The sequence below is a fragment of the Mucilaginibacter xinganensis genome (genome assembly GCF_002257585.1).
Taxonomy (GTDB): Bacteria; Bacteroidota; Bacteroidia; order Sphingobacteriales; family Sphingobacteriaceae; genus Mucilaginibacter; species Mucilaginibacter xinganensis.
In genome coordinates this window covers 5,092,810-5,105,839 of the sequence record NZ_CP022743.1, presented here as the reverse complement: position 1 = coordinate 5,105,839, position 13,030 = coordinate 5,092,810, and the positions used below count along the sequence as shown (strand labels likewise).

Sequence of the window (13,030 nt, the reverse complement as noted above, 5' to 3'; positions counted from 1 at the left end):
GTTATTTCTTTTGAATTTTTACTGGTTTGATAGTTTCGGGTGCATTGGTATTTACCCACAGTCTTGCCCCGCCTTTTATCCCGTCCACATTCGAAACAATTTTCATGTTCTTATCAAGCTTAAATGTGAGTTTGTCGGAGTTGCCGCCTCCTATATATAAATAATCATAATTGAATACAGTCTTTAAAACATCAAAAACTTTTTTCATTCGTTTATTCCATTTCTTGTCGCCCACTTTTTCAAGTGCAGCTTCACCAATATATTTATCGTATGAGTCTTCCTTGCCAAAAGGCTGGTGCGAAAATTCCAGGTGCGGTAATAAATTGCCATCCAGCAGCACTGCGGTGCCAAAACCCGTACCCAGGGTAATCACCAGCTCCAGCCCTTTTCCGTCAACTACCCCCAGGCCCTGCATATCGGCATCGTTAACCACTTTTGTTTCCTGGCCCAAAACTTCTTTCAGTTTATTGGCCAGGTCAAAGTCTTTCCAAAGCTCGTTGCTCAAATTGGGTGCAGTTTTAATTACCCCGTTCTTTACAAATCCCGGAAATCCAACCGAAATCTTGTTGTACTCAGGAAAGTCCTTCACCAATGTTTTTATTGAATTTATAACATTCTCCGGGCTTGCCGGAACAGGGGTAGGGGTCTTTTCATATTTTTTTTGCAGTTCCCCTTTTTCGTTAAGGATGGTTCCTTTTATGTTAGAACCCCCAATATCAATGGAGAGTACTTTTAATGGTTGAGGGGTTAATTTCATTAAAATTTGGTATGGCAGAGATGTATGGATAAATGAATTACAGTTTTTCGAGGTGTAAATATCATAATTATATAATAGAAATTATTAATTATGCACACAAATATCGAAGTCAAATTAACAACATTAACCTTAAGGCATTGTTTTTTTTATGTCATGCTTTGGTGGTTTTGACAATGATATTGCAAAAAAGGGTTTAAAACCGAAAAAGGGCAAAAAAGCCCTTTAATTGTTTTAAGATAGAGGTGAAAGTTATTTCCAGACTGTTAATTATCTGATAAAGCTGTTTAGCTTGTCTTTTGATTATAAATCAGCAGTACACCAATTTTGCGCTCCTGTTTTTCCACTCCAAGGCCCATGTCAGTTAGCACCTGTATCAAACTTGCAGGATTTTCGGGTTGGAATGAGAAGTTGATATCAAACTTTTCGGTGTTGCCGGTTTCATCAACTACAGGTAGTTTTCCTAGTCCGTACGATTCCAGGTAGTCAGCAAAATCTGACATCGTTATATTTTGCTCATCTATTGCACCATGGCTGGCGCTGTAGGTTCTTTTACCTGATGTATTACGCAGGTTCTTTTTAAATTTTTCGGGGTCGGTAATTTTTAAAACCCAGGCTGTTTTGCTTTGCTGTTCCACTTGTGCCTGCAGGTCAAATCTTTTTGCCAGCTCTTTTTGCAGCGTGGGTAGCAAGTCTTCTTTTTTAGCTACAATAATGTCAAGGCAATAGGGACGGTCGTTTTTGCTTTTTACGGTTTTATCAAGGATTCTTGAATAAGGAAAATCATTGTTGGCCAACCGGTAAAGAGAGGTAAGTCCAAGATTTAAACAGGTTAACCTCCGGCCGTTAAATGTGCTGTCCATTAGCCAGGTGGTACTGAGCCCTGGTGCACCTTTAATTTCGGGTAGCATGCTAAACCTGCTTTTAACAGTGTCGGCAGCAAAAAAATATTTTTTAATGATCTCCTGATAATCCATCACAACATCCTTCTTTTCAGCAAGGTGTATTTCTTTGTTGTTCAATACACTGTCAATAACTTTTTCGGTAACCAGTTCAGGGCTGGTATTTGCAATTAATTTGCCATCAGCACCAATAAGCACGCTGTGCGGAATGAGCTGGTGCGGGAAAAGGCTGGCAATATCCCTTCCGGTATCTATGGCAAACCATAGGTTTGATGGTTTAACAGCTAAAAACTGGGCGGTGCGCTTAGGTGTTTCGTCGGTTATGGTGATGATCTGTAGCTTACCGGGGAATTTTTGTTGCAGTTGTTTGAGGTGCGGCATGGCTTCAATGCACGATCCGCACCAGGTTGCCCAAAAATCAAGTAAAACAACTTTGCCTTTTAAATTATGTAGCATTGTATTCTTTACAGGGGCATTTAAAATGGTCTGAAAATTTATATCGGGAACTGGTTCGCCATTTTTAACCTGGGCAACTGCGAAGCTGGTTGCCAGGACGAGTAAAAGGGTTATTTTTTTCATGCTGATTTTTTCTTCAAAACAAGGTATAAAATCACAACGTGGAAGTTAACGCGGGTTAAGCACCGTTAATTAGTGTTAACACTTTCTTTATTAAATAGCAGAGGTGTTACTTTTATGCCAATGAAAAAACGGATCGTTTTAATTTTGATACTAATGTCAGCCTGTGTTACAGGTATTACCTTTTTGCAGCTGTACTGGAACTATCAGAATTATAAGAGTACAGTTAAAACTTTTAAGCACGATATTAATGAGGCCCTGGATAAAGCAATTGAGCGGGAAATGGACGCAAGGGAGCGCAAAATAGTTGCCCGGTTTAAAGGCTGGCTGGCTGATACAACTTTTGTAACCATTACCTGTAATAACAAAAACCGCGACAGCAATACTGTTTTTACACTTGCAGATACGCATCCTTACTTTAAAAAGGATCGTGGCGTTAGCTTCAGCATTAATGCTTTTACAGAAAAACTAAGCCATATTACCCCGAAAGCCAAAGCGGTATTTATAAACCACATGGGCGATTCTACGTTGCGGCACGATTTGAAAAACGGGTTTGTGTATTTTTACACGCAGCGGCTGGGCGATAGCCTGGTAAAGGTGGTAGACAAAAGCAGGTGCAATGCAGCGGCGCTGGGTAAATTTTATAAAGACGAACTTTTATTAAGGGATATTGATGCTCCTTTCGTTATCAACCCCAAAAAGCAAAATAATCCCCGCCCTTTCTTAACACGTACACTTAACGCGGGCTTACAAAGGCCGGCACAAAAAGATATGGTATTTGCCGGGTTTGAAAGCCCCAACCTGTATTTTTTAAGGGTGATGAAGTGGCTGATCGTAACTTCGCTGCTATTGATTAGCATCACCATATTTTGTTTTGCCTATACCGTTAAAACGCTGCTATCACAACAAAAACTGGCTGAACTGAAGAACGATTTTGTAAACAACATGACCCATGAGCTGAAAACCCCGGTTGCAACTATTAATATAGCTGCCGAGGCTATCCAGGATTTTAACCTGAGCAAGGCATCGGCTGATGAATACCTTGGCATCATCCGCTACCAGGCCGGCAACCTAACTAATCTTATCGACCAGATACTTAAAAGTGTAATTTCAGAACAGGACAGCGTTAGTCTAAATTTGTCCAAGGTAAATATTGACCAGCTAATAAACGGGATAGTACAGGAATATAAGCCGCAGTCTGATAAGGCCAACGTGATTGTTAACTATAATAATGAAGATGAAGTTTTGCAGGCGATAGCTGATAAACCGCTGCTGAAAAATGCGATAGCCAATTTACTGGATAATGCTATAAAATATGGTGGTCCGGGCTCTGTAATCAATATTGGCCGGCACATTGAAAATGGCAGCATTATAATCTCGGTAACCGATAATGGCCCCGGGATCCCGGCCCAATATCAGGATAAAGTGTTCGACAGGTTTTTTCGCGTCCCCTCCGGCGATATTCATAATGTTAAAGGCTACGGCCTGGGTTTAAGCTATGCCAAAAGTATTATTGAAAAACACAAAGGCACCCTATCATTAACAAGCAAAGAGGGCCGCGGCACAAAATTTATGATCAGCATACCATTTATATACCATGAAACAAGCCAAAGTTCTGTTGCTTGAGGACGAGTTGCAGCTTGCAAAAATAGTAACTGAAACCCTGCGAAAGCGCGATTTCACAGTTACTCATGTACTTAATGGCGTTTTGGGGCTGGAGGCAATTCGTAAAAATGATTTCGACATTTGTATTGTTGATGTGATGATGCCTTTTATGGACGGCTTTACCTTTGTTGAGGAAATTCGTAAGACAGATAAGCAGCTTCCCGTTTTATTTTTAACAGCAAAATCACAAACAGAAGATGTTGTGAAGGGCTACGATTCTGGCGGGAATGATTACCTGAAGAAACCGTTTAGTCTGGAGGAACTGATCCTGCGGCTTAATGAATTGTTGCGCCGCAGGGCCACGGGCAAGGCTCCATCAGCAGTGGCGTTAGGGCGATACACATTTGACATGAACAAGCAGGAGTTATGGTTCGGCGGGCAGTTGTCATGCAAGTTGTCGCACCGTGAAAACGAACTTCTAACGCTGCTGGTACAGCACAAAAACGAGGTGCTTGACCGTAAAGCGGTATTGTTAAAGCTGTGGGGGGATGATAGTTTTTTTAATACCCGCACCATGGATGTTTTTATCACCAGGCTGCGCAAACACCTTCAGCAGGACCTATCGGTAGAGATTATTAATATCAGGGGCGTAGGGTATAAGTTGATTGACTAAAGGTCGTTTAGTAAGTCACGCCGAACTTGCTTTAGCACCTCACAGGACCTACCGAATGGCAGGCCTAAACCTTTCACGTGATTAATTGGCTATGGGGTGCCGAAACAAGTTCAGCATGACGTTTCTTTAAATTACAGCTCTATGCTTTCGCCAATTTGAGGCAGCTTGATATTAATGCCCGCTTTGATGAATTTTTCTTCTGCCGCTTTTTTATCTATAGCAATTACCGGGAACGTGTCATAGTGCATGCCAATTACATTTTTACAGTTGATGAAGCTGGTTGCTTTAATTGCATCATCAACGCCCATAGTGTAGTTGTCGCCTATTGGCAGGTAAGCCCAGTCAAGGTTATCATCAGCAAGCAGTTTCATATCATAGGTAAGCGCGGTGTCGCCGGCATAATAAATGGTTTTTCCATCGGCGTAAATAACAAAACCGGCAGGATTTCCCCCCGGCGAACCGTCAGGCAAGGTGCTGGAATGGATGGCGTTTACCATTTTCACTCGGCCGAAATCAAAATCAAATCCGCCGCCAATGTTCATGCCGTGTGCATTGTTTATACCGTGCTTGCCAAGCCAGTTGGCTATTTCGGCAATGCAGATAATGATGGCGTCGCTGCTTTTCTGGATTGCGAGCAAATCGGCCACATGATCGCCATGCCCGTGTGAAACTAAAATATAATCAGGCTTAAGGCTATCAATATCGATGTCTTTTGCCATCGGGTTTGGGGTAATAAACGGATCAAATAACAGCTTTTTTCCGCCTGTCTCGATCATAAAAGTCGATTGTCCGTAATAGGTAGTTTTCATAGGTCAGTTTTTGTTTTTACAGGTAACCGCTGGTGGAAATACAGTCGGCTTCCTTACATAATCGTCCAAAATTCGGCATTTGGCGTTCTATAATAAAACATCCTAATGTCAATATTCTAAAAAAGGCCACCCATGCCACCAAACATATCTTTGGTTACAGCGGCCATTTCGCTTTGGCTTGCGGTATCTGCCTGGGTCATGGCCTTATTTATGGCAATAACCATGAGCTCTTCCAGCTGCTCTTTATCTGCCTCCTTTAAAAACCCCTCATCAATAGTTACAGACTGGATAACTTTGCTTGCATTAGCGGTAACTGTGATTTTGCCACCTTCGGCAGTGCCCGTTACGGTAATAGCGTCTAATTTTTGTTTCATTGCGCCCGCCATTTGCTGGGCTTGCATTAGTTTATCGAACATAGTTTATTAGTTTATTATGTAGATTTAGTGAGTTGTTGCAAAATTAAAAAACGTAATCAACCTAATCCAGCCCAATCAACCACTCACTTAAATCTTAATCATCACTTGTGTCGCCATTACCGTTGTAGGCACTTTTGCGCACTATTGGCATTCCAGCCGCTTTAAACAAATCATCAAGCTTTAATAAACTGCCGTTTGAAAGATTTGAAAGCAGCACAATGGTAATATCATCTTTAATGTCACGTAAATAAATATGCCTGAAACCATGCCACCAGCCGGTATGGTAAATTACCTGCTTGCCAGGCGCCTCAAATATCCGCCAGCCATAGCCGTAGCTAAAGTGACCATGAACCATAGGGTTGCGGGGCACGTATGCCGAATCCATAGTAGCCTGTTTTAACAAACGGCCGGCGCGCAACGCACGGTCATACAGCCAAAGGTCACCTACTGTACTGTAAATGCCTTTGTCGCCAACCGGCCCGTCTAAAAAGTTTTGTGCGACAGAATATTTCCACTGCCCCCTGTCGTGCCCAACCACATCCACAGGGATCTTATCATAAACCGCCTTTGAATAAACTGCTGTATTCAGCATTTTGGAAGGTTTAAAAATGTGGGTTTGCATAAAATCGGCATAAGACTGGCCGGTAACTTTTTCAATAATGGACCCCAGCACCATAAAATTTGAGTTGTTATACAAAAACCTTACGTTAGGTTTGTTAAACGGGCGGGGTTTGTATTGGGCTATCAAAGCCATTTCTTCCTGGTTGGAGATGCCCTTCCGCTGGTTAAGGTGTTGGGCGCGGTACAAATCGTCGGTAAAATAAACATAATTCATCATGCCCGAACGGTGTGTAAGCAGCAGGCGAATAGTTACCCCATCATACGGAAAATCAGGAAAAAACTTTTTTACATCATCATCCAGCTTAAGCTTTCCTTGCTCCATCAACATCAATATGGCAGTGCTCGTCATAGTTTTGGTAACTGAAGCCAGCTCAAACTTCGAGCTTAACTTGAGGCTGTCGCGGTGAAGGTAATCAGCCCAGCCAATTGCCTTTTCGTAAATTATTTTGCCATTTTTTGCCACCAGCACGTTCCCGTTAAAACCGCGGGTTTTATGCAGTTGCTGCATCACTTCATCAATTTTTTTATCGGCATGCTTGGGGTCGTAACTTAAAAAAGCTTTGGTATCAAACGGTGCCTCGGGGCCGGGCAGCTTGGCGCTGGTATCTTTTTGTTTGGATGAGCAGGCAGTTAAAATAAAAAGAAAAAAAGTAAATATGATGGGGGTGTACACTAATTTCATAAAGTAAAATTCACACTTTGTTAACGGTGGCAAAAGTCAGAAATTATACAGGAGTTATAAAGTAATGTTTTAATTATTTTTTCTTTTAGTTAATAGGTCTTCCTAATTTTAGCAGATGAAATACTTTCAATACCTGCTTATTGGCCTTTTTATAATTGCAGCCAGCCGCAAAACATTAGCCCAGGACAATGATGATGCCCGTGCGCTGGTTAAGCAGGGGGTAAAGCTAAATGATGAAAAGAAATACGCTGAAGCTATTGAAAAATATCAACAAGCACTAAAGCTTGACACCGGAAATTTATATGCCAATTACCAGTTGGCGTATTCTTTATTTTTATCAGATAAAGGAAAAGATGGGATTCCTTATCTTGAAAAAGTAGTGAAGGGCGACGGTAAACTCAACGCTGCCGCTTATGACCTTTTGGGACTGATCCATTTTAAAAGCAAGCAATATACCGAAGCAGAGAAAAATGCAATTGAAGCCATAAAGCTTGATCCAAAACATGCCGGCACACAAAGGATGTATGCCCTGGTTAGTTTTCATCAAAATAAACGGGCACAGGCATTACTTGGTTTCTGCAGCTTTATATTGCTGGAACCCAATACTGCCCGCAGTACTGAAGCCTTTGCAAACATTCAGCATATACTGCAAGGTGGGGCGCTTAAGCCCGAACCGGGCGAATTGGCTCCGGGTGCTATTGATGCAAATACCAGCGCCCTCAACCAGGCAATAACACAGGCCGTTGCTGATTTTAGCAAAAGAAGGTATGCCTCCGCAGCGGACCTGTTAGCGGCAGAACTGACAGCTATTTTTACAAATGTTGGACAGCTTGCAGAAAAGCAAACCGGGAATTATTTTTTCAGAACATATTTAGCCGCTTATTTTTATCGGCTGGCACAATCGCCAAATATGCCGGCAATGGCCAGGCTGGTTAGCAGCAGCACACCCGAAAGCACCAAATGGATAAAAGACAACCAGCAGCCGGTAGCTGATCTGGAAGCCTGGGTTAAGGGAGCCGAGCGGGCCTTTTAAATTTGCGTTTTACAGCTTAAACTGCGAAGCCAGTAATTCCTTAACTTTTTCCCGGTTTAGTTTTGATACCGGCACTTTTACGCCATCAGTTAGCAGCAAGCTGCCGCCATCCTCGCGCAGCCAGCTTTTTATAAACGCGGTATTAACCAGGTGTGATTGATGCGAACGCAAAAAACCATAATTGAGCAACAGCGCGGCGTATTCCTTTAAGGTTTTTGATACCAGGATCTGTTCGCCGCTGTTTAGCAAAAAACGGGTGTAGCTATTGTCGGCTTCGCAACGAATAATATCATTGATATTTACATACCGTGTTTCGCTGAATAGGGGCAAGGCAATACGGGGCTTGCTTTTATTGTCATCCTTTAAATACTCCAGCAGGTAGCCCAAACGCTCGTTTTTTTGTTTTTGATGGATAGCCTTGCGGGCTTTTTCAATTGCCCACCTAAGCTCATCAATGTCAATAGGTTTCAGCAGGTAATCAAGCGCAGCGAACTTTACAGCCTGGATGCCGTACTGATCATACGCTGTTACGAATATGATCTCGAAGTTTATTTCGCTTAATTGTTTAAGCAGGTCGAAACCGGACTGCTGATGCAGCTGGATATCCAGGAAAACTAATTGAGGGCTGTGCGTTGTTATCGCTTTTATACTCTCGTCAACATTCCCTGCGGCAGCGCATACCACTATATCGGGCGCATAGGTTTGCAATAAGTGCAGCAGATTTTCCCGGTTAGAGGCTTCATCATCAACAATAAGCGCTTTCATTTTCTACAGCCAGTTTTTCAGTTCAATGGTTATTAGGGTGCCGTTGTTGCTTTGCACGTTTTTATGCAGCAAGATACTGCTATTTTTATAGATGCCGTTGAGCAGCTTAATCCGCTCTTTGCAAAGTTTTATCCCCATACCGGTTGTGGTTTCCCCGATAAAGCCTCCGCCATTGTCGGCAACGGTCAGAATCAGGTCGGCATTGTTTTTAGCAATGCCAACGGTTATTTTCCCTTTATCTTTTAAGGTTGATACCCCATGTTTAACTGCATTTTCAACAAATGGCTGCAGCAGCATGGCGGGAATCTCAATTTGCTGGTCAATATCATCCACGTTAATATCAAACGCGAAGCCAAAACGCAGTTGCTCCATTTGAAGGTAATCGTTAAGCAGGTCGGTTTCATGCTCAATTGAAGTTAGTTCTTTATTACCGTCGTCAAGTACGTTGCGGGTAATGCGGGCAAAGCGGGCCAGGTATTTATTAGCCAGTTCAATTTCATTTTTATTCATCAGGTTTTGAATGCCAGCCAGCGCATTGAACATAAAATGCGGGTTTAGCTGTGAGCGCACCGATTGCAATTGCAGCGTTGCGATCTGCCTGTTTTGTGCTTCCGCTTCCAAAGTTCGTTTTTGCCGTTGCCGGTAGTAAGTAAACAGCAGAACGATGATAAAAGCGGTGATAAAAGCCATTAATATCACAGCGCGTAAGGGGATGCTGTGCGTAGTATCCAACGCTGGAAGTGTCGTAAAACTGATGGAGGTCGCGAGGTTGTGTAACAGCAGTATAGGTTCGCCGCCATGCTTATGGATCTTAGGCGTAAAGGTGATACTATACTTGCCCGGGTTTTTCCAAAACTCCTTATATAGAACAAGTTTGTCATTTGTTTCGCCGAAGTCTATACTGTCTGTATAACCATCAATCTCCCTTTTCAGGCTGATCCTGTAATTATAAAGCCTTTGGCCGTTTCCTATATCAAAGGATATATTTTGCAGCGAATCGCCGAGCCTTAATTTTATATCATTTGAAGCTGTGGTTTCAATAAAGTTTAGCGAGGCTGGGCGCGTAAAAACCCGTTCTTTTCCAAAGAAGAATGATTTCTTTTTAACAGACCCATGTTTAACCATATTCATAGGATAGCTTATTAGCCCGTTATCCGGAATGTGAAAGTTTCGGCTAATATATTGTATGGTGGCACCTACTTTAGCGGCTTCAACCTTGCGCCAGTCAATTAGCATGGCATCCTGTTGTTTAAAGTTTTTTACATTATAAATTTCAACCTTTAGCACCTGGCCCGGCGCATATTTAAACTGGCCTAAATAAGCATACTTAAACCGCTTATCGCTTGTGTTTTTAAAGGTTGCAGGTACCTTCCAAGTTGTTAGCTCCTGGTTGTCATTTTGTACCACCCGGTAACGATAATCAGCCGCATTTTTTTCAGTAATATCCAGTGCAGCCAGCTCAATTGAGCAGTCGCCATCAATAATTATGCTTTTATAAAACTTGTCGTCGCCCCAGTCCCGGCCTTCGTAAACTTCGCTTTTTGTTTTTCCATCATTGTTAAACCTGATACCCAGGTTACGTGCGTACGGAAAATCATAATAGTAATGATCTTTTGTGAGCTGCTTTATTTTTTGCAGCTGGTGAACTTTTGCCAGTTGATCCGGCGTGGCATGCAGCGTGTCTATCAATTTATAATGATCATACACCTCCAATTTATTATTATGCTCCATGGTGGTTATCTGACCTGCGGCGGCTATACTCATAGCTACCAGGGTGGTAATCAAAGCGATCTTTTGTATCAGCAGTTTCATTGTTTTCATATTTAAATTTCGTTTGCTGATATAAAACTGCATATCCTGCTAAATATACACAAGCAACAAACAGTAAACAATCACTGCCGATTAGTATCCGGAAGCATCGCTTAATAAAAAGGTAATGTATTAATTATATGGCAATTCAACTCAATTGACATAAATCCTTAAATTTACAAAGCCGAATCCTTAACAACATCGGCAAAGCAAACTTAAACCGGCACATGGCATTTATAATAGGCACCATATTTCTTGGGAAGGTACACGAAGTAAAGGATCAATGGATTGAAACTAAATTTATTATTATCGGGGTACCTTTGATGCCGGTTGCGTCAATGCTGGTAACTTCTTCAGCGTTTCGGGGAAGAAAAGGCTTTTCGGTGCCACTCCATCAAACAAGTATTATAGCAGGTTATGCAAGGGTATATGCCGCGATACTTGCAGTAGTTTTTCTTTTTTTAGGGACAAGGAGTGGTGGAGCGCTGTTAACAGGTATCTTATTTTTAGCTGTATGGATTTATTTCTTTTTTGTTTTTGGGCAGGAAAAAAACGAAGGAGTTGAAAGCCGGAATAAAATAGGGAACATAACCGGCTTATTCGCTCCGCCGGAGTGGCTGGATTCGTATGATGCCTATGCGATATACGAAAAAATTGAAAAGAAATATACGCTATTATTTATGGGAAGCGACTGGCTAAATGACTTGCAGCAAGGCGAGATCCCCAGAGAAAAAATACCGCTGCTCTATGCCTTGTCAAGGTATAATTATGCGCTTGGGCCAACAGATGAAAATCGCGAACTGTTTGAAAAGGCGGATGGATTGTACATTGAAGCCGATCATGTAAATCCAAAAAGGAGGGAAACTAATGGTGTAAGATCGCAAACGGAAGACTAGTTTTTGTACCAAAAAGTTTACCCGTTTACGTTTACAAACATTAGATAAAACCCTACCTTTGCGCTGCAAAAAAACATAAATTCCATGAGTTTCAGAACCGAACACGATACCATGGGCGAGGTACAGGTACCTGCCGATAAATACTGGGGAGCACAAACCGAAAGATCACGCAATAACTTTAAAATTGGGCCGGAGGCATCCATGCCAAAGGAAATTATTGCTGCTTTTGCTTACCTTAAAAAGGCTGCTGCATACACCAATACGGATTGCGGCGTATTGCCTGCCGAAAAACGCGACCAGATTGCACAGGTTTGCGATGAAATTCTTGAAGGCGGATTAGCCGGCGAATTTCCGCTGGTGATCTGGCAAACAGGGTCGGGCACACAATCAAACATGAACGTGAACGAGGTTGTTGCCAACCGTGCACACGTGGTTGCCGGCAATAAACTGGGCGAGGGTAAAACTTTCATCCACCCTAATGATGATGTAAATAAATCGCAATCATCAAACGATACGTACCCAACAGCCATGCACATTGCTGCCTATAAAATGGTGATTGATGTAACTATCCCGGGTGTTGAAAAGCTGCGTGATACCTTAAAGGCGAAGTCTGAAGCATTTAAAAGTGTCGTTAAAATTGGCCGTACTCATTTAATGGATGCAACGCCGCTTACTTTGGGCCAGGAATTTTCTGGATACGTATCTCAGCTGGATCATGGCTTAAGAGCATTAAGGAATACGCTTGATCACCTCGCTGAGCTTGCTTTAGGCGGCACAGCCGTAGGTACAGGCATCAATACACCCAAAGGTTACGATGTAAAGGTGGCCGAATACATTGCCAAATTTACCGGCCTGCCTTTTCGCACTGCCGAAAATAAATTTGAAGCACTTGCTGCGCATGATGCTATTGTTGAAAGCCATGGTGCATTAAAACAAATAGCAGTATCATTAATGAAAATTGCCAATGATATCCGCATGCTGGCTTCCGGTCCGCGTTCTGGTATCGGCGAGATCCATATTCCCGATAATGAGCCGGGTTCGTCAATTATGCCGGGTAAGGTTAACCCAACCCAAAATGAAGCTGTTACCATGGTAGCTGCGCAGGTTATGGGTAACGATGTAACCATATCTATAGGCGGTTCAAACGGGCATTATGAGCTTAATGTGTTTAAGCCGGTTATGGCAGCCAACTTTTTACAGTCGGCCCGCTTAATAGGTGATGCATGCACCTCATTCAATGATCATTGTGCGGTTGGTATTGAGCCAAACTATGCCGGGATAAAGAAACACCTTGAAAATTCATTAATGCTGGTGACTGCCTTAAACCCGCATATCGGTTATGAAAATGCGGCTAAAATCGCCAAAAAAGCGTTAAAAGAAAATCTGTCGCTCCGCGAAGCCGCCCTTGGCCTCGGCCTGCTCACCAATGAGCAGTTTGATGAGTGGGTTCGCCCGGAAGACATGATCGGCAGTTTAAAATAAGCGAACT

General features: G+C 42.5%; 12 protein-coding genes. 5 read left to right on the top strand and 7 right to left on the bottom strand.

The window, feature by feature from the left end; translation table 11 throughout:
- Position 1: 1 nt before the first annotated feature.
- Together MuYL_RS22195 and MuYL_RS22190 are read right to left on the bottom strand one after the other, a co-directional pair.
- Entirely contained in the window at positions 2-757 is a 756-nt protein-coding gene (locus MuYL_RS22195; protein ID WP_094572632.1) for an ROK family protein, read from the bottom strand.
- A gap of 284 nt (positions 758-1,041) precedes the next feature.
- A complete protein-coding gene (locus MuYL_RS22190) occupies positions 1,042-2,235 on the bottom strand; it encodes a TIGR03435 family protein (RefSeq protein WP_094572631.1) in 1,194 nt (397 codons plus the stop codon).
- 120 nt (positions 2,236-2,355) lie between these two features.
- Here MuYL_RS22190 and MuYL_RS22185 point away from each other — a divergent pair, with 120 nt between their 5' ends.
- Together MuYL_RS22185 and MuYL_RS22180 are read left to right on the top strand one after the other, a co-directional pair.
- Positions 2,356-3,858 (top strand): sensor histidine kinase, encoded by a 1,503-nt coding sequence (locus MuYL_RS22185; RefSeq protein WP_170309781.1) that lies wholly within the window; start codon positions 2,356-2,358, stop codon positions 3,856-3,858.
- A complete protein-coding gene (locus MuYL_RS22180; protein WP_094572629.1) occupies positions 3,830-4,510 on the top strand; it encodes a response regulator transcription factor in 681 nt (226 codons plus the stop codon). Before MuYL_RS22185 ends, MuYL_RS22180 begins: the two co-directional genes overlap by 29 nt.
- A 131-nt stretch (positions 4,511-4,641) precedes the next feature.
- Here MuYL_RS22180 and MuYL_RS22175 read toward each other — a convergent pair whose 3' ends face one another.
- From MuYL_RS22175 to MuYL_RS22165, 3 genes are all read right to left on the bottom strand, one after another.
- Entirely contained in the window at positions 4,642-5,319 is a 678-nt protein-coding gene (locus tag MuYL_RS22175) for a metal-dependent hydrolase (RefSeq protein ID WP_094572628.1), read from the bottom strand.
- A gap of 116 nt (positions 5,320-5,435) precedes the next feature.
- Positions 5,436-5,735, bottom strand: coding sequence for a YbaB/EbfC family nucleoid-associated protein (locus MuYL_RS22170; protein ID WP_094572627.1), 300 nt, complete (start codon positions 5,733-5,735; stop codon positions 5,436-5,438).
- Positions 5,736-5,829: 94 nt separating this feature from the next.
- A complete protein-coding gene (locus MuYL_RS22165) occupies positions 5,830-7,038 on the bottom strand; it encodes a serine hydrolase domain-containing protein (RefSeq protein ID WP_094572626.1) in 1,209 nt (402 codons plus the stop codon).
- 115 nt (positions 7,039-7,153) lie between these two features.
- Between MuYL_RS22165 and MuYL_RS22160 the strand changes: the two genes are divergently transcribed.
- Entirely contained in the window at positions 7,154-8,071 is a 918-nt protein-coding gene (locus MuYL_RS22160) for a tetratricopeptide repeat protein (protein WP_094572625.1), read from the top strand.
- A gap of 9 nt (positions 8,072-8,080) precedes the next feature.
- Here MuYL_RS22160 and MuYL_RS22155 read toward each other — a convergent pair whose 3' ends face one another.
- A complete protein-coding gene (locus tag MuYL_RS22155; protein WP_094572624.1) occupies positions 8,081-8,836 on the bottom strand; it encodes a LytR/AlgR family response regulator transcription factor in 756 nt (251 codons plus the stop codon).
- A gap of 3 nt (positions 8,837-8,839) precedes the next feature.
- Positions 8,840-10,657 carry a sensor histidine kinase gene (locus MuYL_RS22150; protein WP_211710202.1) on the bottom strand — a complete coding sequence of 606 codons (1,818 nt, stop codon included), beginning with the start codon at positions 10,655-10,657 and terminating at the stop codon, positions 8,840-8,842.
- Positions 10,658-10,872: 215 nt separating this feature from the next.
- On the opposite strand from MuYL_RS22150, the gene MuYL_RS22145 reads away from it, so the two are divergent.
- Together MuYL_RS22145 and fumC are read left to right on the top strand one after the other, a co-directional pair.
- The gene (locus MuYL_RS22145; RefSeq protein ID WP_094572623.1) at positions 10,873-11,541 is read left to right on the top strand and encodes a hypothetical protein; all 669 of its coding nucleotides are present in this window, start codon (positions 10,873-10,875) and stop codon (positions 11,539-11,541) included.
- Between the two features lie 84 nt (positions 11,542-11,625).
- Entirely contained in the window at positions 11,626-13,023 is a 1,398-nt protein-coding gene (gene fumC, locus MuYL_RS22140; RefSeq protein WP_094572622.1) for a class II fumarate hydratase, read from the top strand.
- Positions 13,024-13,030: the final 7 nt, after the last annotated feature.

Excerpts from the sequence above, each read along its gene's own strand:
- MuYL_RS22145 (WP_094572623.1), top strand. The coding sequence starts at position 10,873 with ATGGCATTTATAATAGGCACCATATTTCTTGGGAAGGTACACGAAGTA.
- fumC (WP_094572622.1), top strand. The coding sequence starts at position 11,626 with ATGAGTTTCAGAACCGAACACGATACCATGGGCGAGGTACAGGTACCT.
- MuYL_RS22165 (WP_094572626.1), bottom strand. The coding sequence starts at position 7,038 with ATGAAATTAGTGTACACCCCCATCATATTTACTTTTTTTCTTTTTATT.
- MuYL_RS22150 (WP_211710202.1), bottom strand. The coding sequence starts at position 10,657 with ATGAAAACAATGAAACTGCTGATACAAAAGATCGCTTTGATTACCACC.
- MuYL_RS22180 (WP_094572629.1), top strand. The coding sequence starts at position 3,830 with ATGAAACAAGCCAAAGTTCTGTTGCTTGAGGACGAGTTGCAGCTTGCA.
- MuYL_RS22185 (WP_170309781.1), top strand. The coding sequence starts at position 2,356 with ATGAAAAAACGGATCGTTTTAATTTTGATACTAATGTCAGCCTGTGTT.
- MuYL_RS22160 (WP_094572625.1), top strand. The coding sequence starts at position 7,154 with ATGAAATACTTTCAATACCTGCTTATTGGCCTTTTTATAATTGCAGCC.
- MuYL_RS22170 (WP_094572627.1), bottom strand. The coding sequence starts at position 5,735 with ATGTTCGATAAACTAATGCAAGCCCAGCAAATGGCGGGCGCAATGAAA.
- MuYL_RS22175 (WP_094572628.1), bottom strand. The coding sequence starts at position 5,319 with ATGAAAACTACCTATTACGGACAATCGACTTTTATGATCGAGACAGGC.
- MuYL_RS22195 (WP_094572632.1), bottom strand. The coding sequence starts at position 757 with ATGAAATTAACCCCTCAACCATTAAAAGTACTCTCCATTGATATTGGG.
- MuYL_RS22155 (WP_094572624.1), bottom strand. The coding sequence starts at position 8,836 with ATGAAAGCGCTTATTGTTGATGATGAAGCCTCTAACCGGGAAAATCTG.
- MuYL_RS22190 (WP_094572631.1), bottom strand. The coding sequence starts at position 2,235 with ATGAAAAAAATAACCCTTTTACTCGTCCTGGCAACCAGCTTCGCAGTT.